This is a genomic window from Kitasatospora sp. NPDC091207 (genome assembly GCF_044768625.1).
Lineage (GTDB): Bacteria > Actinomycetota > Actinomycetes > Streptomycetales > Streptomycetaceae > Kitasatospora.
Window position 1 is genome coordinate 490939 of the sequence record NZ_JBIVVS010000002.1, and the last position, 19035, is coordinate 509973.

Below are 19035 nucleotides of genomic sequence, written 5' to 3' on the forward strand. Positions count from 1 at the left end.
CGGTGGCTCAGGTCCCGGAGCCGGAGGCGCTGCCGTCCTGCTTGACGCCCTTGAGGATCTGGTCGAGCACGGTCGGGTCGGGCGCGCCCGCGGCATCGTCCACCCCGCCCTCGAAGGCCACGTAGCCGCCGCCCTTGGCGGGGACGGCCGCCAGCAGGATGTAGCCCTTGGTGCCGTCCGAGGTGGTGATGTGCCACCGCACCGCGTAACCGGAGACGCCCGCCACCGTGGTGCTCGCCGAGCCGGCGTCGGTGTGCGAGGTGATCCCGGTGAAGATCGCCGCCGCGTAGGCGGGCATCGCCGCCTCGGCCGCCGCCCGGGCGGAGGCCCCCGCGATGGTGTCCTTCTCCACCGAGAACTGCCCCCTGATGCAGGAGCCGCCGCTGGGGCACGTGTAGCGGCCGTTGCCCAGGAAGACCGTCGAGTGCGTGGTGTCGGTCTGGGCGTCCCAGCCCTGGAAGATCGGCACCGTGATGGCGTGCTGGGCGTCGGTGGCGGTGTCCTTGACCACCGGCACCGGCGGCAGGCTCGGCGCCGGGGTCGGGGTGGGAGTGGGGGTGCGCGTGGTCGGACGGGGGGTCGGCGTCGGGCTGGGGGTGTCGGTGACCGTGACCGTCGGCACGGGTCGCGGGTCGGCCTTGGGATCGCCGCCGCTGTTGAGGGCGATCGCGGCCACCACGCCGACCACGGCCAGCACACCGGCCACGATCGCCACGACCACGCCCGGCTTCATCCGGCCGGACTGCGGCGGCGGCGGCGGCGGATAGCCGCCCTGCGGATAGCCGTAGCCCTGCTGGTCCTGCGTCGGGTAGCCGTAGCCGGGCGCGGCCTGCTGCGGGGCGCCGTAGCCGTAGGAGGGCGGCGGGGAGACGGGGGCCGGCGGTGTCGTGGTCTGCCAGGAGACCTGGGTCGGGGCGTCGGCGAGCCCGCCGCCGCCCGCCTGGACGGGGCGGACGTCACTGGTCCAGGCATGGCCGTCCCACCAGCGCTCATGACCGGCCGTGCCGTCCGCACCCGGTACCGGGTACCACCCGGGAGGCGTCGAGTTGCTCACGGCCGTACGGTACCCGGCGCGGCGCCGCTCCAGACCGGTTGGTTCTGTCACGAGTCTGCACCACCCTCGCACCCGGTCTGACGCCCCGTCAGTGACCTGTGCGCGGCGGGTGGCGGGCGAGGGGTGGCGTGAGGCGCGACGCGGGCGGACGGGCAGGCTCAGAGTGCCAGCGAACGGGCCATCCAGATGTCGTCCACGTACCGGCCGTCGATCAGGAACTCCTCGGCGAGCGACCCCTCGACCACGAAGCCGCAGGCCTCGTAGAGGTGGCGGGCCGGGGAGTTGTGCCCCAGCACGCGCAGGGTGATCCGGCGCGCCCCCTGCTCCCGGGCGGCCGCGCAGCCCGCCTCCACCAGCGCCCGGCCGATGCCCCGGCCGCGGGCCGCGGCGGAGACCGCCAGGCCCTGGATCTGCCGCACATGGCGGTTGCTGACGAGCGGAGTGGGCGGCACCACCCGGATGTAGCCGACGACCCGCCCGTCGAGCAGGGCCACCAGGAACTGGTCCGGGGTGTGGCGCTCGTCGAACACCCCGGCGTCCTCGGCCGGCCGCGGGGCGACCTCGCTCTGCCAGGACCAGGCGGCCCGGTTGAGCTCGGCGAGCTCCTTCTCGTCCTCGGCCTGCGCGGGACGGATGATCAGATCTTCGTCGTGCATGCGCGCCATGCTAATCAGCGGCACCCGGGGCGTACACGGAATTCCCGCCGCCGGAAGCTGTAAGGATGGCCCCATGCGCATCGCGGTCACAGGATCCACGGGATTGATCGGCTCGACACTCGTCCGCTCGCTGCTCGCCGACGGCCACGAGGTGGTCCGGCTGGTCCGGCACCGCTCCAGAACCGGGCCGCGGCCGGACGGGACGACGGCGATCGGCTGGAACCCGCTGCTGGGGCAGGTCGACCGGGCCGGGCTGGCGGGCGTCGAGGCGGTGGTGCACCTGGCGGGCGCCGGGGTCGGCGACCACCGGTGGACGGACGCGTACAAGCGGGAGATCCGGGAGAGCCGGGTCCTCGGCACCGAGACGCTCGCCGTGGCACTGGCGGAGCTCGAGGAGCCGCCGAGGGTCTTCGTCAGCGCCTCGGCCGTCGGCTTCTACGGGCAGACCGGGGACGAGGTGATCGACGAGGACTCCCCCGCCGGGGACGACTTCCTGGCCGAGGTCTGCGTCGAGTGGGAGGCCGCCGCCCGGCCCGCCGAGCGGGCCGGCATCCGGGTGGTCCACCCGCGCACCGGACTGGTGCTCTCCGCCGCCGGCGGGGCCGGTGGCCGGCTCTTCCCGCTGTTCCGCCTCGGGCTCGGCGGGCGGCTCGGTGACGGGCGGCAGTACTGGAGCTTCATCTCACTGGCGGACGAGGTCGCGGCGCTGCGGTTCCTGCTCGACCGGGACGACCTGAGCGGCGCGTTCAACCTCAGCGCGCCGGAGCCGGTCACCAACGCCGAGCTGACGGCGGCGCTCGGCCGGGCGCTGAAGCGGCCGACGCCGTTCCCGGTGCCGGAGGCGGTGCTCACGGCGGTGCTGGGCGAGCTGGCGGTCGAGGTGGTCGGCAGTCACCGGGTGGTGCCGCGACGGCTGCTGGAGGCCGGCTTCCGCTTCGCGCACCCGGATGTGGACTCGGCGGCGCGGGCGGCGCTGTAGCGGCGGGGCGGCCCCGGGACCGGGGCGGTGGGGGTGCGCGCCGGGCGGGCGGGTGCGGTAGACCGGCTGCTCCCGGTGCGGCACCCCGCCCGGGCGGTCCCGCGTACGCCCGCTACGGCATTCGCGCTGGCCGGAGGCATATGCCGAGCGGAGCCGGGCGGGGCTCCGACAGGGGGCGCACGGGAGCACGCACCGGGCGCGCCGCACGCCCCCGGTGACCGTGCGCGCCCGCCGACCCGGAAGGCGGCCGGTTGCGCGCACCGTGCGTGACCACATCCCCACCGCACGCTGTCGAACCCTCTCCGGGGCCCGGATAGGACCCGGTGTGCTTGTCTGACGCTCGCACTGACTGGGCATCACACCGTCGGACCGTGTCCCGGCACCCCGCTGCCTGCGTCGGCCGAAGCTCCGGGACCAGGGAGGGAGCACGCCAGTGCCCACATACGACTTCACTCGCCGCACCCGCCGACAGTCCGATCCGGACGTCATCGTGGTGGGCGCCGGACTCGCGGGCCTGGCCGCCGCCCGCGCGCTCACCGGCCACGGCCTGACCGTCCAGGTCCTGGAGGCCTCGGGCCGGATCGGCGGCCGGATGGCCACCCGCGAGCTGGACGGGTTCCGGCTCGACCACGGCAGCCAGCTGTTGAACACCGCCTACCCCGAGCTGAACCGTGCCCTCGACCTGGACCGGCTCGGCCTGCGGCCGCTCGCGCCCGGCGTGCTCGTGCACAGCGGCGGCCGCCGGTACCGCGCCGGGGACCCGCAGCTGACCGCCGCCCGGCAAGCGGCCTCGCGGGCACCGCTCGGCAGTCCGCTGGACAAGGCCCGACTGGGCAGCTGGCTCGGCCGGCTCGCCGCCACCCCGGCCGGCCGGCTGCAGTCCCGGCCGGAGACCACCACCGCCCGCGCGCTCGGCGAACGCGGCCTCGCACCGCGCACCGTCGACGGCTTCCTGCGGCCGCTGCTCGGCGCCCTGCTCAGCGACCCGGCCCTGGGCACCAGCAGCCGGATCGCCGACCTGGTGCTGCGCTGCTACGCGCGCGGCCGGCTCTGTCTGCCCGCCGACGGGCTCGCGGCCGTGCCGGCCCAGGTGGCCGCCGCCCTGCCGGTCGGCACCCTGCGGACCGGCGTGCGGGTCACCTCGATCGCGGCCGACGGCGTGGAGACCGCCGGCCACGGCCGGATCGGGGCCCAGGCCGTCGTGGTGGCCACCGACGCACGCTCCGCCGCCGGCCTGCTGCCCGGACTGCGGCTGCCGGACTTCCACCCCGTCACCACCTTCTACCACGCGACCGACCGGGCGCCGATCGGCGAGGCCGTGCTGCTGCTGGACGGCGACCGGCCGAACGGGCACCCGCCGCTGGTCTCGCACTCCCTGGTGCTCAGCGAGCTGCACTCCTCGTACGCCCCGGCCGGACAGGCACTGGTCGCCACCACGGTGCTGGGGCGGCGCTCCTTCGACTCCGGTGGGCCCGCCGCGCTGGAACCCGCCGTCCGCGCACGGCTGGCGGAGCTGTACGGCGCCCCGACCAAGGGGTGGCAGTTCCTGAGCGTGCGCCACGTCCCGGACGCGGTGCCCGCCATGCCGCCGCCGCACAACAACCGGCGCCCGGTGCGGCTGCTGGCCGGGCTGTACGTCTGCGGCGACCACCGGGACACCAGCAGTGCCCAGGGCGCACTGGTCTCGGGGCGGCGGGCGGCGCGCGCGGTGGTGCGCGACCTCGGACTGCCGGTCGTCACCCGGGAGTCGGAAGCGGCGGCGTAACACGCGACCGGCGGGCTGCCGGGGCGGCACGCTACAGCATGCCAGTATGCCGATATGACCGCTAATCGGATGCTTTCCGTCCAGAGCCCCCCACCCGTCGCCCGGTGAGCGCCGACTGCCCGGTCGACCCGCTCGCCCTGGTCCTGATCCCGGCCGCCGCCGTGGCCGCGCCGCTGCTCGCCGACCGGCTGCCGCGGTGGATCGCCGTCCCCACGGTGGTGTTCGAGATCGTGCTCGGAGTGCTGATCGGGCCCGATGTCCTGAACTGGGCGCAGGTCAGCGGCCTGGTCGACGCGCTCTCCGAGTTCGGCCTGGCGATGCTGATGTTCCTGGCCGGTTACGAGATCGACTTCGCCAAGCTGCGCGGCGGCCCGCTGAAACGGGCGGGCGCCGCGTGGCTGGCGTCCCTGGTGGTGGCACTCGGTGTGGGCGCGATGGTGAACCGGGACCCGCTGAACGGCGCCTTCGCCGGGCTCGCGCTCACCACCACCGCGCTCGGCACCATCCTGCCGATCCTGCGGGACTCCGGGGAGCTGCCGACCCCGTTCGGCTCGCTGGTGATGGCCACCGGGGCGGTCGGCGAGTTCGGGCCGATCATCGCGGTCGCGATCCTGCTCAGCGGCAACAGCCCGGTCCGGACCGCCGTGATCCTGGCCGCCTTCGCGGTGATCACGGCCGCCGCCGTCGGCTACGCGCGCCGGCCCCGGCCGGACTGGATGACCCGGCTGATCCGGCGGACCCTGCGCACCTCCGGCCAGTTCGCGATCCGCACGGTGGTCCTGGTGCTCGCCGCGATGGTGTCCGCCGCGATCTGGCTCGATCTGGACATGCTGCTCGGCGCCTTCACCGCCGGGATCGTCTCCCACCTGCTGCTCGCCGACGTGCCCGAGGCCGAGGAGGAGGTCATCGAGGCCAAACTGGAGGGGATCGGCTTCGGCTTCCTCGTCCCGGTGTTCTTCGTGGTCAGCGGGATGAAGTTCGACCTGGAGGCACTGCTCCGGGATCCGGGCACCCTGCTTCTCGTCCCCGTGTTCCTGCTGCTGCTCCTGGCCGTGCGCGGACTGCCGGCCGCCCTCCTGGCCCCCATCGGACTCGGCCGGCGCGACCGGGCCGCGCTCGGCCTGTACGGCGCGACCGCGCTGCCGCTGGTCGTGGTGATCACCACGATCGAGGTGGACGCCGGGCACCTGCCGTCCTCCACCGCGGCCGCGCTGGTCGGCGCCGGCATGCTCTCCGTGCTCGCCTTCCCGCTGCTGGCCCAGCGGCTGCGCGGATCCGCCCGCCCGCCGGCCGCCGAGGGCGACCGGCAGCGGGTCAACGCCGAGAGCTGGTAGCCGCGGCGGGCCGGGCCCGGCACGGCCCGCCGTCAGATCACCCCCGCCTGGCGCGCCGTCTCCTCGAAGGCGCGGGCCACCGGGCTGCCCCGGTAGGGGGTGAGCCGGCGGTGGAAGTCCCGGACGTACTCCAGCGAACGGGCCGAGCGCATCTCTCCGGCCGCCCGCAGCGCGTCGGTGGCCATGGTGCAGGCCTCGTCCAAGTCCCCCATGCCGAGCCGGGCGGTGGCCAGCACCATCCGGCAGAAGATCCGGCTGCGGGCGTAGGCGGGCGAGCGCAGCCGCAGCGACTTCTCGGCGTGCTGGGCCGACGTCCGCCACTGCTGGAGGTCCCGGTAGCAGTGGGCGAACTCGTCGGAGAGCTGCGCCTCGTCGAAGTACCGCGCCCAGGAGGGCAGTTCGTCGCCGGCCCGGGCCCCGGCCAGGGCCCGCTCGGAGCGCACCAGCGCGGTGGTGCAGGAGCGCACGTCACCGAGCAGGCCGTGCCCGCGCGCCTCGGCGGCGTGCAGCAGCGACTGCACGGTGGGCGGTACGGCGGTGCCCACGCCCTGCTGGGCGACCCGGGCCAGCTGGACCGCCTCCCGGCCGTGGCCGAGGTGCACGGCCTGCTGGCTCATCGTCACCAGGATGTAGCCGCCGAGCGCGCGGTCCCCCGCCGCCTGGGAGAGCCGCAGCGCCTGGACGAAGTAGCGCTGGGCCAGACCGTGCGCGGCGATGTCGAAGGACGTCCAGCCTGCCAGCCTGGTCAGGTCGGCGACGGCACCGAAGAGCGCCCGCCCGATCTGCTCGCCGTAGCGGCCGCGCAGCATCGGCTCCGCCTCGCTCTCCAGGTAGCGGACCAGCGCCTGGCGGGCGTGGCCGCCACCGTAGGCGTGGTCCAGCGCGCGGAAGAGGTCCCCGACGGCGCGGATGGCGGCGATGTCGCCCCGGCCGACCCGCAGCGCCGGCCTCGGCTCGCGGGCCGGGTCGGTGTACGGCGGCTCGACGGCGACGGGCGGACGGCGGCTCTGGGTCGGCACCCGGCCGAGCGCGCCGGCGGCGCCGGGCGACGCGGCGGCGGGAGCCGAGGAGGCGGCCGCACCGGCGGCGCTCCGGGCGGGCTGCGCGGCGGGCCCACCGGGCGCGCCGGGCGCCGTACCGCGCGCCGGGGCCGCACCGGGCGCGCCGGGCGCGGCCGGCCCGGCGGGCGGCGCCCCCGTGGCGGTGTCGGGCCGGGGCAGGGTGGAGCCGTCCCGGGCGACCCGCTCGTCGGTGCGGCCGATCAGCCAGTCCCGGCTGGGGACGACCAGACCGGCCGGGGTGAAGGCGATCCGGCGCAGCTCGGACTGCGGGCCGTTGTCCTTGCGCCACATGCTCGCCACGATGTCCACCGCCTCCTGCGGCGTCTCGGCGAACTCCAGGCCGGCGTAGACCGGGGCGCAGGCGTCCAGACCGAGGTCCTGGGCGGTGAGCCGGCGGCCCAGCCGGCGGGTGAACACCTCGGCGATCAGCGCCGGGGTGGCGCCGCGCGGCTGCTGGCCGCGGAGCCAGCGGGTCACGGAGGTCTTGTCGTACCGCAGGTCCAGACCGTGCTCCAGACCGAGCTGGTCCACCCGGCGGGCCAGGCCGGCGTGCGAGAAGCCGGCCTCCTCGATCAGGGCGGCCAGCTGGCCGTTCTGCGGGGCCGGACCGGTATGGGCGGCCGCCGGGGGCTGTACGGGCACGACCGGCGCGTCCGAGGGCGCCGGGGCGCTGCGCTGCCGTGCGGTCGTGACCTGCGCGGGCAGCCGCGGTTCGTCGGCGGCCGGGGCGTCGGGGGCGTCCGGAAGGGCCCGGCCGACCGGGCCCCGGTGCTGGTCGAGCGGGTCGAGCGGTCCGTACGCCGGGCTGTCGGTTGCAGGCCGTTGGGGCATAGTCAGTCAACACCTCTCGGACGCCGCACCGGCTCCACCAGCACTTCGGCTGCCTGTGGCGGCGCCCCCTGTCGGGAATCGGCGTGAATGTAGCGAGCATTCGGGCGCTATGGGCGGTTCTGACCGAGCAATCCTCCGAACGGGTGAAGCATCGGCGCCCATTGTGGGGAAGCCCGGACGGCACGGGTTTGGCCTGGGGCAGCCGGACCGCCGATCGACCGTCATAGCCGTGACCACCACAGCAGACCCGGCCACTGTGGTGCACCACCACATGGGAGCCGGGCCGCCGGATTCCTACCGTTCTCGGCCATGGACACCACTTCAGCCCGACCGCTCGACGGCCGCACGGCCCTGGTCACCGGGGCCGCCTCGGGCATCGGCCGGGCCTGCGCCGAAGCCTTCGCCGCGGCCGGCGCCCGGGTCTACGTCGTCGACCTCGCGGCCGCCCCGGCCCGGGAGCTCGCCGACCGGATCGGCGGCGTGGCGCACGTCGCCGACCTGGCCGACCCGGAGGCGGTGGAGGCGCTGCCGGACGACGCCGACATCGTGGTCAACAACGCCGGCCTCCAGCACGTCGCGCCCGTCCACGAGTTCCCGCTCGACCGCTTCACCCAGATCCAGCGGGTGATGGTCGAGGCCCCGTTCCGCATCCTGCGCCGCACCCTGCCGCACATGTACGCGCAGGACTGGGGGCGGGTGGTCAACATCTCCTCCGTCCACGGCCTGCGGGCCAGCGCCTTCAAGTCGGCCTACGTGACGGCGAAGCACGCGCTGGAGGGGCTGAGCAAGACGGTCGCTCTGGAGGGCGCGCCGTACGGCGTCACCAGCAACTGCATCAACCCGGGGTACGTCCGCACCCCGCTGGTGGAGCGGCAGATCGCCGCCCAGGCACTGGCACACGGCATCCGCGAGGACGAGGTGGTGGAGCAGATCATGCTCGACCGCACCGCCGTCAAGCGGCTGATCGAACCCGACGAGGTGGCGCAGCTGGCCGTCTGGCTCTGCTGCGCGCACGCCTCCTACATCACCGGCGCCAGCCTCCCCGTCGACGGCGGCTGGACGGCGCGCTGATGCCCCCTCACCCCACTCCCCCCTTCGAGGTGACCCCGCCCATGGCCAGTTCCCCCGCCGTCGCGAGACCAGGCTCCCCCCTGTGGAAGGTGGTCGGCGCCAGCCTCATCGGCACCACCATCGAGTGGTACGACTACTTCCTGTACGGCACGGCTGCCGCGCTCGTCTTCGGCAAGGTGTTCTTCCCGGCCAGCGATCCGCTGACCGGAACGCTGCTCGCCTTCCTCACCTATGCGATCGGCTTCGCCGCCCGGCCGCTCGGCGCGCTGGTGTTCGGGCACTTCGGCGACCGGGTCGGCCGCAAGAAGCTGCTGGTGGTGAGCCTGCTGCTGATGGGCGGCTCGACCACGCTGATCGGCCTGCTGCCGACGTACCACCAGATCGGCGCCGCCGCCCCGGTGCTGCTGACCGTGCTGCGGCTGGTGCAGGGCTTCGCGCTCGGCGGCGAGTGGGGCGGCGCGGTACTGCTGGTCTCCGAACACGGGGACGCGCGGCGGCGCGGGTTCTGGGCCTCCTGGCCGCAGGGCGGCGCCCCCGCGGGCAACCTGCTGGCGGCGGGCGTGCTGTCGCTGCTGACCACCGTGCAGTCGGACGCCACCTTCCTGTCCTGGGGCTGGCGGGTGCCGTTCCTGCTGTCGGCGGTGCTGGTGGCGGTCGGGATGTGGATCCGGCTGGCGGTGGACGAGTCCCCGCTGTTCCAGCAGGCGCTGGCCGCCGCCGAGGCCCGCAAGGCGGCGGGCCGGGCGGAGGAGCAGCCCCCGCTGGTGGCGGTGCTGAGGCACCACTGGCGGGAGGTGCTGGTGGCGATGGGCGCCCGGATGGCGGAGAACATCTCGTACTACGTGATGACCACCTTTGTGCTGGCGTACGCGGTGACCCAGGTGCACCTGCCGAAGCAGACCGCGCTGAACGCGGTGCTGATCGCCTCCGCGATCCAGTTCGCGCTGATCCCGGTGTTCGGGGCGCTCTCCGACCGGGTCGGGCGCAAGCCGGTGTACCTGGTGGGCGCGGTCGGCGTCGGGGTCTGGGCGTTCGTCTTCTTCGGGCTGGTGGACACCCGGTCCTTCGGTTCGCTGCTGCTGGCGGTGACCGTCGGGCTGGTCTTCCACAGCGCGATGTACGCGCCGCAGGCGGCCTTCTTCTCCGAGATGTTCGCGACCCGGATGCGGTACTCGGGTGCCTCCATCGGCGCCCAGTTCGCCTCGGTGGCGGCCGGCGCGCCGGCCCCGCTGATCGCGACGGCGCTGCTCAAGGACTACGGCAGCTCGACGCCGATCGCCGTGTACGTGGCCATCGCCTCGGTGATCACCGTCCTCGCGGTGCTCTGCGCCCGGGAGACCCGCGGCCGGGACCTGACCGAGCCCGGAGCCGGACCCGGAGCCGAACCGGCGGCGGCCCCGGCGGCGAACGCGCCGCAGGACGCCGTGGTCACCAAGGCCGCGAGGGCCTGACGAACCGGTGGCCGGCGCCCGTCACCCGGGAGCGCCGGCCACCCGCGCCCGCCGGGCCCGAGCGGCTAGGATCGCGCTTCCGTCCTGGCGCCCCTCGGGGCCGGAGACCCACAGCCGATTGGCGGCCGTACCGTGAACGACCCCCGTCCCGAGACCGGCGCGGCACCGGCGCTGCGGCGGTTACTGGACCTCCTCGCCTCCGGCGCCGCCACCGAGGACTTCGCCGACGTCCTGGCCGACGCGCGCCGCCGGGGGGCGCCGGCCGCCGTGCTGAGCGAGATCGACGACGCCACCTGGCAGGCGCTGCGGGTGCACCGGACCCTGCGTCAGCACCGGCGCCGCGAGGCCGAACTGACCGCGCTCTTCGACACCGCCGGCGACCTCGCCGCCTCCCGGGACCTGGACACCGTGCTGCAGGCGATCGTCCGCCGGGCCCGGCTGCTGCTCGGCACCGACACCGCCTATCTGACCCTCCCGGACGAGGCCGCCGGCGACACCTACATGCGGGTCACCGACGGCTCGGTCTCGGTGCTCTTCCAGACCCTGCGGCTGAGCCTGGGCGACGGCCTCGGCGGGCTGGTCGCCCAGACCGCCCGCCCGTACGCCACCCCCGACTACCGGACCGACGAACGGTTCCACCACACCGGCACGATCGACGCGGGCGTGCTGGACGAGGGCCTGGTCGCGATCATCGGGGTGCCGCTGCTGCTCGGCGGCCGGGTGATCGGGGTGCTGTTCGCCGCCGACCGCTCCCCGCGCGCCTTCTCCCCCGACGAGGTCGCGCTGCTCTGCTCCCTGGCCGCGCACGCCGCGATCGCGCTGGACACCGCCGGGTCGCTGGCCGGCACCCGGGCCGCGCTGGCCGAGCTGAACAGCGCCAACGAGCTGATCCGGGCCCACTCCGCCGCCGTCCAGCGGGCCGAGCAGGGCCACGACCGGCTCACCGACCTCGTCCTGCGCGGCGCCGAGGTACCGGACGTCGCCGCCGCGGTGGCCGCCCTGCTGGGCGGCGAGATAGCCGTACTGGACACCGAGGGCGACCCGCTGGCCGGCCGGGCCGGGCCCGCCGAGGGACTGGCCGAGGCCGTCGCCGCCTCCCGGGCCGAGGGCCGGTCGGTGCGGCACGGCGAGGACTGGGTCTGCGCCGTACTGGCCGGCCAGGAGCCGCTGGGGACGCTCGTGCTGCGCGGGCGGCCCGGCCTGGAGGACGCCGACCGGCGGCTGTTCGAACGGGCCGGCGTGGTCACCGCGCTGCTCCTGCTGCTGCGCCGCTCGGTGGCCGAGACCGAGAACCGGGTGCGCGGCGAACTGCTCGCCGACCTGCTGACCGCCCCCGACCGCGACCCGGCCGGCCTGACCGCGCGCGGCCGCCGGCTCGGCGTGGACCTCGGCCGCCCGCATCTGGTGCTGGTCGCCGAACCGGCCGGCGCCCCGGGCAACGCGCCGGCCGACCGCGGCCGGCTGGCGGGCGCCGCCGGGCGGTACCTGTTCGGCTCGCGCGGCATCAGCGCGGAGCACGACGAGGCCGTGGTCCTGCTGCTCCCGGACGACGGCTCGACGCTCGGCCCGGCGGGCGCCGCGGGCACGACGCGAACCGTGGCGGGCGCGCTGAGCGCCGCGGCGGGTGCGGCGGTCGCCCAGCAGGTGGCCGAGCTGGCCGCCGAGCGGCTCGCCCGGCTGGCCGGGTTCCCGGTCACGGTGGGTGTCGGCCGCCCGGCCGCCGGGCCGGTCGCGCTGGCCTCCTCGTACGCCGAGGGCCTGCGCTGCGTCCGGGCCCTGCGGGTGCTCGGCCGGGCGGGGGACGGCGCCTCGGCCCGCGCCCTCGGCTTCCTGGGCGTCCTGCTCGGCGACGGCCACGACGTGGACGGCTTCGTCGGCGCGACGCTCGGTCCGCTGCTGGACTACGACGCCCGGCGCGGCACCGAACTCGTCCGCACCCTGCGGGCCTACTTCGACTGCGGGGGCAGCCTGACCCGCGCCAAGGACGAGCTGCACGTCCATGTGAACACCGTGGTGCAGCGGCTGGACCGGGTCGAGGTGCTGCTCGGCCGGGACTGGAACCACCCCGAGCGCTCGCTGGAGCTCCAGCTGGCGCTGCGCCTGCAGCTGCTCGCGGGCACCTGAACCACCGCGTCCGGGCCCGCGGGCCCCCTCGGGCAGCCCCGGGCCCCCGGCCACCCTCGGGCACCTGAACGGCCGAAAGTGGCGCGGGCGTACAGTGGCGAGGTTGGTCTCGAACGCCTGGCAAGGAGCAGCAGTGGCCACAGAGCGCAACGAGGTGGGCGCATGAGCGGGAACGTACGGTTCGTGCGCCTGGGCACCGGCGATGCCGCCGTGCCCTACCAGGAGGCCTGGGAGGAGCAGCAGCGGCTGCACGCCCTGCGGGTCGCGGACGAGATCCCCGACACCGTGCTGCTGCTGGAGCACCCGCCGGTGTACACGATGGGCCGCCGCACCAACCCGGCCGACCTGCCGCTGGACGGCACCCCGGTGGTCGAGGTGAACCGGGGCGGCGAGATCACCTGGCACGGGCCCGGCCAGCTGGTCGGCTACCCGATCGTCAAGCTCCCCGAGCCGATGGACGTCGTCGCCTACGTGCGCCGGCTGGAGGAGGCCCTGATCCGGGCCTGCGGCGAATTCGGCGTGGAGACCACCCGGATCGAGGGCCGCAGCGGGGTCTGGGTGCTGGGCGCGACCATCCCGGACGCGGTGGTGGACCCGGCGCAGGTGGTCGACATGGGCAAGCTGACCCTGCGGATGGGCCTGCCGCTGGGCCTCGACCCGCGGCTGGCCGGCCCCGAGTACGCGCCGTCCAACGCCGGACAGCGCGGCGACGACCGCAAGCTCGCCGCGATCGGCGTCCGGGTCTCGCGCGGGGTGACGATGCACGGCTTCGCGCTGAACTGCAATCCCGACATGACCTGGTTCGACCGGATCGTGCCGTGCGGGATCCGGGACGCGGGCGTGGCCTCGCTCTCCGGTGAGCTGGCGCGGGACTTCGGGGTCGGCGAGGCGCTGTCCGTGGTCGAGAAGCGCCTGGCGGAGGTGTTCGCCGAACTGCCGGAACCGGCACTCGGCCGCTGAGTCCGAACCCGGGCGCGGGCCGACCGCGCCACCCGGGAATCTACCTGCCGGTAGCACTGTTGCCCTGCGTTTGAGGGCCACGGGCCCGGCGCAGGCCGTACAAGCACAGGCGTACCCTGGGGGTACCCCGTCTAGTTCTAGGAGTCGCACGTGTCCGCTGTCGCACCCGACGGCAGGAAGCTGCTCCGCCTGGAGGTCCGCAACAGCGAGACCCCCATCGAGCGGAAGCCCGAGTGGATCAAGACCCGCGCGAAGATGGGGCCGGAGTACAACGCCCTCCAGTCGCTGGTGAAGAAGGAGGGGCTGCACACGGTCTGCCAGGAGGCCGGCTGCCCCAACATCTTCGAGTGCTGGGAGGACCGCGAGGCGACCTTCCTCATCGGCGGTGACCAGTGCACCCGCCGCTGCGACTTCTGTCAGATCGACACCGGCAAGCCCGCCGATTTCGACCGCGACGAGCCGCGCCGGGTCGCCGAGTCCATCGTGACCATGGACCTCAACTACGCCACCATCACCGGCGTCGCCCGCGACGACCTGGCGGACGGCGGCTCCTGGCTGTACGCCGAGACGGTGCGCCAGGTGCACGCGCTGACCGCCGGCCGCGAGAGCGGCCGCACCGGCGTCGAGCTGCTGATCCCCGACTTCAACGCGGTGCCGGAGCAGCTGGCCGAGGTCTTCTCGTCCCGCCCCGAGGTGCTGGCGCACAACGTCGAGACGGTGCCGCGGATCTTCAAGCGGATCCGCCCCGCGTTCCGCTACGAGCGCTCGCTGGACGTCATCACCCAGGCCCGCGCGGCCGGGCTGGTCACCAAGTCCAACCTGATCCTGGGCATGGGCGAGACCCGCGAGGAGGTCAGCCAGGCGCTGGCCGACCTGGTCGGCGCCGGCTGCGAGCTGATCACCATCACCCAGTACCTGCGCCCGTCGCTGCGCCACCACCCGGTCGAGCGCTGGGTGAAGCCGCACGAGTTCGTCGAGCTGCAGCAGGAGGCCGAGGAGCTCGGCTTCGCCGGGGTCATGTCCGGCCCGCTGGTGCGCTCCTCGTACCGCGCCGGGCGGCTGTACCGGCAGGCGCTGGAGCACCGCGCGCGGGCGACGGCGGTCTGACCGCCGTCCGGTCCGCGCACCGGTCGGCCGCGAACGGGTCGAGCTGGAGCGGATCGAGCCGGAGCGGGTCGGCGGCGAACGGGTCGGCCCGATCGCGGTCCGGTCCGACCACCGGTCGGTTTGAGCCATCTGAGGGGCGGAGCTTCGGCTCCGCCCTTTCGGGTTCACCAGGCTTTGACTGGCAGGTCACGGGCTGGTAACACGGGGTGGTGAGGATGGAAGCGTTCGAATCATTTCCGCCACAAGAGGAGCTGTTCGACATGCAGGTCGGCATCCGGTCGATGGGCACCGCGCTGCGGCTGGCCGAGAGTGTGCTGCTCGCGGGCGGGCAGCGGCAGGCCCGGCGCAACGCCTGGGCCGCGGTCTGCGAGGACCGCCGCTACGCGGCCGACCGCGAGCGCGACGCCCTGCCGGGCGGCCCCGCGGTGGAGTCCGCACGCCGCTGACCCCGGCCCGGAACGGCCACCGTGCGCGTTCGTCCCGGGGCACTCGGGTCACGGTTCGGGGCGAACGGGTACCCGGGCTTGGTTATCCCGTACCCACGGCACGTACCATGAGCGTTATGGCGAGGGAAACATCCGAGAACCCCGGGCGACTGAAGCAGATCCGCCTGGCTTACACCATGACCAAGAAGGTCGACACCAAGATCGGCCTGATCATCGCCGGCGTCGGCCTGCTGACCTTCGGCGTGTTCCTCGCCATCGGCTTCGCAATCGACCACCCGGTCTATCTGGGCATCCTGGGCTTCATCGTGGCCTTCCTGGCCATGGCGATCGTCTTCGGGCGCCGGGCCGAACGCGCCGCGTTCGGGCAGATGGAAGGGCAGCCGGGGGCCGTGGCGGCGGTGCTGAACAACATCAAGCGAGGGTGGAGCGCGAGTTCCACCCCGGTGGCGGTCACCCGTAACCAGGACGCGGTCTACCGCGCCGTGGGCCGGGCCGGCATCGCGCTGATCGGCGAGGGCAACCCGAACCGGGTCCGCCAGCTGCTGGCGTCCGAGAAGAAGAAGATGGCCCGGGTCGTCGGCGACGTACCGGTGCACGACATCGTGGTGGGCACCGGCGAGGGCGAGATCCCGCTCAAGAAGCTGCAGATCCACCTGATGCGACTGCCCCGCGCGATCACGCCCGCCCAGGTCACCGAGACCAACGACCGCCTCCGCGCGCTGGGCGACCTGCTCTCCAAGGCGCCGATCCCCAAGGGCCCGATGCCCAAGGGTGCCCGGATGCCCAAGGGCGGCCAGGTCCGCTGACCCCCTCCCCCATCGACATGAACGGCCCCGCCGCGGAATCTCCGCGGCGGGGCCGTTCATCGTTCGGGGGGCCGGCCTGCCGGTCCGGGTCGTCCGCCCGGCGGGCGGGGGTCCGGCGGGCGGGCCGTAGGGGCTAGATGCGGACCTCGACCGTGCCGACCGCCTTGTCGTGCAGACCGCGGGTGTCGCGGTCCCAGACCAGGGCCGGCACCACCAGGCAGAGCAGCAGGGTGCGCAGCAGCACCTGCGGGATGGTGGCGCGACGGCCGTCCAGGCGGACCACCCGCAGGCCGAACAGCCGCTTGCCCACGGTCGTCCCCGTGGTGGCGAGCAGCAGCACGGTGACGGCGAAGAACAGCGGGGTGGTCCACAGGTTGGCCGAGGCCGGGGAGCCCTTGCCGAGCAGCCCGTAGGCCACCAGGGCGACCAGCCAGCCGTCGACGAACAGCGCGCCCAGGCGCCGGCCCGGGCCGGCGATCGAGCCGGTGCCCTCCCGGGGCAGTCCGAGGCGCTCACCGCGGTGGCCGAAGTCGGCACCCATCTTCTCGGCGGCCGCCTTCGGGCCGTCGATCCACGATCCCAACGCTTCTCTGGTGTCCACGAATCCACACTAACCGGGCGGACGGCGCGGCCCGGCACCGGCTCCCCCGGAGGGTGAATCGCGTCTCCCGGGGCTTCCCGGGTGGTCCAGACCACTCAACGCCCGCGATCCGGGCGGGCGTGGCATTTTGCCCCGGAGCATACGACTTTGCCGCCCACCGGAGGGCGGCGGTTAACATTCAGGAAACGACCGGGTCACCGGTTGGAAACGGCCCGTTCCTAGGGTGAGGCCCATTCGCACGCCGAGGAGGATGGATGTTCAACAACGCCGCCGAAGTGAAGCAGTTCATTCAGGACGAAGATGTCAAGTTCATCGACGTCCGGTTCTGCGATCTCCCGGGCGTCATGCAGCACTTCTCCGTGCCCGCGGCGACCTTCGACCCGTCCGAGACCCTGATGTTCGACGGTTCGTCGATCCGCGGCTTCCAGGCCATCCACGAGTCCGACATGGCACTCGTCCCGGACCTGGCCACGGCCCGGCTCGACCCGTTCCGCAGGGACAAGCACCTCAACATCAACTTCTTCATCCAGGACCCGGTCACCGGCGAGGCCTACAGCCGCGACCCGCGCAACGTCGCGAAGAAGGCCGAGGCGTACCTCGCCTCCTCCGGCATCGCCGACACCGCGTACTTCGGCCCCGAGGCCGAGTTCTACGTCTTCGACTCGGTGCGCTTCGACACCAGCGCCAACGCGTCGTACTACCACATCGACTCCGAGGCCGGCGCCTGGAACAGCGGCTCCGCCGAGGGCGACGTGCGCGGCTACAAGGTCAAGTACAAGGGCGGCTACTTCCCGATCCCGCCCGTCGACCACTTCGCCGACCTGCGCGCCGAGATGTCGCTGGAGCTGGCCGCGGCCGGGCTGGAGGTCGAGCGCCAGCACCACGAGGTGGGCACGGCCGGCCAGGCGGAGATCAACTACAAGTTCAACACGCTGCTGCACGCGGCCGACGACCTGATGCTGTTCAAGTACATCATCAAGAACGTCGCGTGGCGCAACGGCAAGACCGCCACCTTCATGCCGAAGCCGATCTTCGGCGACAACGGCTCGGGCATGCACGTCCACCAGTCCCTGTGGACCGAGGGCTCGCCGCTCTTCTACGACGAGCAGGGCTACGCCGGGCTCTCCGACACCGCCCGCTACTACATCGGCGGGCTGCTCAAGCACGCCCCCTCGCTGCTCGCCTTCACCAACCCGTCGGTCAACTCCTACCACCGCCTGGTGCCCGGCTTCGAGGCGCCGGTCAACCTGGTGTACTCGCAGCGCAACCGCTCGGCCGCGATCCGGATCCCGATCACCGGCTCCAACGCCAAGGCCAAGCGCATCGAGTTCCGCGCGCCGGACCCGTCGTCCAACCCGTACCTCGCGTTCGCCGCGATGCTGATGGCCGGCCTCGACGGCATCAAGAACAAGATCGAGCCGCTGCAGCCGGTCGACAAGGACCTCTACGAGCTGGCCCCCGAGGAGCACGCCAACGTGCCGCAGGTGCCGTCCTCGCTCCCGGCCGTGCTGGAGGCCCTGGAGGCGGACCACGAGTACCTGCTCGCGGGCAACGTCTTCACGCCCGACCTGATCGAGACCTGGATCGACTTCAAGCGCACCAACGAGATCGCCCCGATCGCCCTGCGGCCGCACCCGCACGAGTTCGAGCTGTACTACGACCTGTAGAAGGCCCTCCGGCCTGCGGGAACGCAGGTCGGTCTCTCACCGTTTCCGCAGGTCAGCACCCCGCTGGCCTGCGGAAACGTCGTTCGGCCGAGCCGCGTCGAGCTGTCACGTCGCAGGTCGGGCGTTCGGGCGGCCGGGGCGCTTCTTGATCAAGGCACGGGATCCTTCGGCAGCGCGGGCCGTGGCAGTTCACTGACGGAGCCCTGGACGGCGTTGGCTGCCGCGCGCCGCGGGCCGTGACCGGGACGGACCGCCCGGCTCTGCTCGTGCCGGGCGGTGGGCGCGGGTCGGGGCCACGGTCGGCCAGGAGAGGTCCGCGGGGTTCGGTGGACTACGGCGTGGTGGCGTCGTCGACGCGGTCGAGGACGGCGGGCAGGTCGGTGACGCTGTCGAGGATGTGGGTGTGGGGGACGGTGGCGAAGTCGGTGTCGGCGTGGGAGCCGGTGCGGACCGCGGCGGCGATACGTGCACCAGCGCGGTGGGCGGCGAGGAGGTCGCTGGTGGTGTCGCCGGCGGCGGCGAGGTGGTGGACGGACTCGGTGCCGGTGCGCAGCAGGGCGGCGAGGAGCATGTCGGGGTGGGGGCGGCCGCGGCCCGCGTCGGCGGGTGAGAGGGCGAGGGTGACGAGGTCCTGCCAGCCGAGGGCGCGCAGGATGCGGTCACGGGTGGCGGCGGAGAAGCCGGTGGTGAGGACGACGTGACGGCCGGCGGTGCGCAGGCGCTCGATGGTGTCGGCGGCACCGGGGATCTCGCGTACGCCGGCGGCGTCGATGGACTGGTCGTAGGCGGTTTCGAAGGCGTGGTTGGCGGCCCGGGCGCGGTCTTCGTCGCCCGCGGTGAGGGCGCGGAAGACCTCGATCTTGGACTGGCCCATGGTGTCGAGGGCGTAGGCGACGGCGGTGTCGTGTTCGGGGGAGCCGGTGGGGATGCCGATGGTGTCGAGCGCCTGGTGGAAGGCGGCGAGGACGGCGCCGCCGTCGTGGACGGTGGTACCGGCCATGTCGAGGCAGACGAGCTGGATGGGGAAGCGGGGGGTGGTCATGACGGAGTCCTGTTCGTCAGGGGGCGGAGGGCGGGGCGGGTCCGGCGGGCTGTCGTGAGGTAGGGGCGCGGCGGGGGCCG

At 74.0% G+C, this 19035-nt stretch carries 16 protein-coding genes; 11 read left to right on the forward strand and 5 right to left on the reverse strand.

Annotated elements, in window-relative coordinates:
* Positions 1-7: 7 nt before the first annotated feature.
* A complete protein-coding gene (locus ACIQTO_RS06870) occupies positions 8-1054 on the reverse strand; it encodes a DUF2510 domain-containing protein (RefSeq protein WP_402383850.1) in 1047 nt (348 codons plus the stop codon).
* 158 nt (positions 1055-1212) lie between these two features.
* Positions 1213-1710 (reverse strand): GNAT family N-acetyltransferase, encoded by a 498-nt coding sequence (locus ACIQTO_RS06875; RefSeq protein WP_402383853.1) that lies wholly within the window; start codon positions 1708-1710, stop codon positions 1213-1215.
* Positions 1711-1783: 73 nt separating this feature from the next.
* Here ACIQTO_RS06875 and ACIQTO_RS06880 point away from each other — a divergent pair, with 73 nt between their 5' ends.
* From ACIQTO_RS06880 to ACIQTO_RS06890, 3 genes are all read left to right on the forward strand, one after another.
* Positions 1784-2689: a TIGR01777 family oxidoreductase gene (locus ACIQTO_RS06880; RefSeq protein WP_402383856.1), complete on the forward strand. Its 906-nt coding sequence runs from the start codon at positions 1784-1786 to the stop codon at positions 2687-2689.
* 433 nt (positions 2690-3122) lie between these two features.
* The gene (locus tag ACIQTO_RS06885; protein ID WP_402383859.1) at positions 3123-4454 is read left to right on the forward strand and encodes an NAD(P)/FAD-dependent oxidoreductase; all 1332 of its coding nucleotides are present in this window, start codon (positions 3123-3125) and stop codon (positions 4452-4454) included.
* Between the two features lie 104 nt (positions 4455-4558).
* Entirely contained in the window at positions 4559-5788 is a 1230-nt protein-coding gene (locus ACIQTO_RS06890; protein ID WP_402383862.1) for a cation:proton antiporter, read from the forward strand.
* Between the two features lie 32 nt (positions 5789-5820).
* Here ACIQTO_RS06890 and ACIQTO_RS06895 read toward each other — a convergent pair whose 3' ends face one another.
* Positions 5821-7680, reverse strand: coding sequence for a regulator (locus ACIQTO_RS06895; RefSeq protein WP_402383865.1), 1860 nt, complete (start codon positions 7678-7680; stop codon positions 5821-5823).
* Between the two features lie 309 nt (positions 7681-7989).
* On the opposite strand from ACIQTO_RS06895, the gene ACIQTO_RS06900 reads away from it, so the two are divergent.
* The 7 genes from ACIQTO_RS06900 to ACIQTO_RS06930 all read left to right on the forward strand — a co-directional run bounded on the left by ACIQTO_RS06900 (position 7990) and on the right by ACIQTO_RS06930 (position 15645).
* Positions 7990-8751 (forward strand): 3-hydroxybutyrate dehydrogenase, encoded by a 762-nt coding sequence (locus ACIQTO_RS06900; protein WP_402383868.1) that lies wholly within the window; start codon positions 7990-7992, stop codon positions 8749-8751.
* A gap of 41 nt (positions 8752-8792) precedes the next feature.
* Positions 8793-10202 carry an MFS transporter gene (locus ACIQTO_RS06905; RefSeq protein ID WP_402383871.1) on the forward strand — a complete coding sequence of 470 codons (1410 nt, stop codon included), beginning with the start codon at positions 8793-8795 and terminating at the stop codon, positions 10200-10202.
* Positions 10203-10334: 132 nt separating this feature from the next.
* The gene (locus tag ACIQTO_RS06910) at positions 10335-12326 is read left to right on the forward strand and encodes a helix-turn-helix domain-containing protein (protein WP_402383874.1); all 1992 of its coding nucleotides are present in this window, start codon (positions 10335-10337) and stop codon (positions 12324-12326) included.
* Between the two features lie 162 nt (positions 12327-12488).
* Positions 12489-13286: a lipoyl(octanoyl) transferase LipB gene (gene lipB, locus ACIQTO_RS06915; RefSeq protein ID WP_402383876.1), complete on the forward strand. Its 798-nt coding sequence runs from the start codon at positions 12489-12491 to the stop codon at positions 13284-13286.
* A 150-nt stretch (positions 13287-13436) separates the two neighbouring features.
* Complete coding sequence (locus ACIQTO_RS06920; RefSeq protein ID WP_402383879.1) at positions 13437-14393, forward strand: lipoyl synthase; 957 nt, start codon at positions 13437-13439, stop codon at positions 14391-14393.
* A 215-nt stretch (positions 14394-14608) separates the two neighbouring features.
* The gene (locus ACIQTO_RS06925; protein ID WP_402383881.1) at positions 14609-14839 is read left to right on the forward strand and encodes a hypothetical protein; all 231 of its coding nucleotides are present in this window, start codon (positions 14609-14611) and stop codon (positions 14837-14839) included.
* Between the two features lie 116 nt (positions 14840-14955).
* A complete protein-coding gene (locus ACIQTO_RS06930; RefSeq protein ID WP_360627933.1) occupies positions 14956-15645 on the forward strand; it encodes a DUF4191 domain-containing protein in 690 nt (229 codons plus the stop codon).
* Positions 15646-15778: 133 nt separating this feature from the next.
* On the opposite strand, the gene ACIQTO_RS06935 is transcribed toward ACIQTO_RS06930, so the two are convergent.
* The gene (locus ACIQTO_RS06935) at positions 15779-16246 is read right to left on the reverse strand and encodes an RDD family protein (protein WP_380577554.1); all 468 of its coding nucleotides are present in this window, start codon (positions 16244-16246) and stop codon (positions 15779-15781) included.
* Positions 16247-16500: 254 nt separating this feature from the next.
* Between ACIQTO_RS06935 and glnA the strand changes: the two genes are divergently transcribed.
* Positions 16501-17913, forward strand: coding sequence for a type I glutamate--ammonia ligase (gene glnA, locus ACIQTO_RS06940; RefSeq protein ID WP_402383884.1), 1413 nt, complete (start codon positions 16501-16503; stop codon positions 17911-17913).
* A gap of 331 nt (positions 17914-18244) precedes the next feature.
* Here glnA and ACIQTO_RS06945 read toward each other — a convergent pair whose 3' ends face one another.
* Entirely contained in the window at positions 18245-18955 is a 711-nt protein-coding gene (locus ACIQTO_RS06945; protein WP_402383886.1) for an HAD family hydrolase, read from the reverse strand.
* Between the last annotated feature and the right edge of the window lie 80 nt (positions 18956-19035).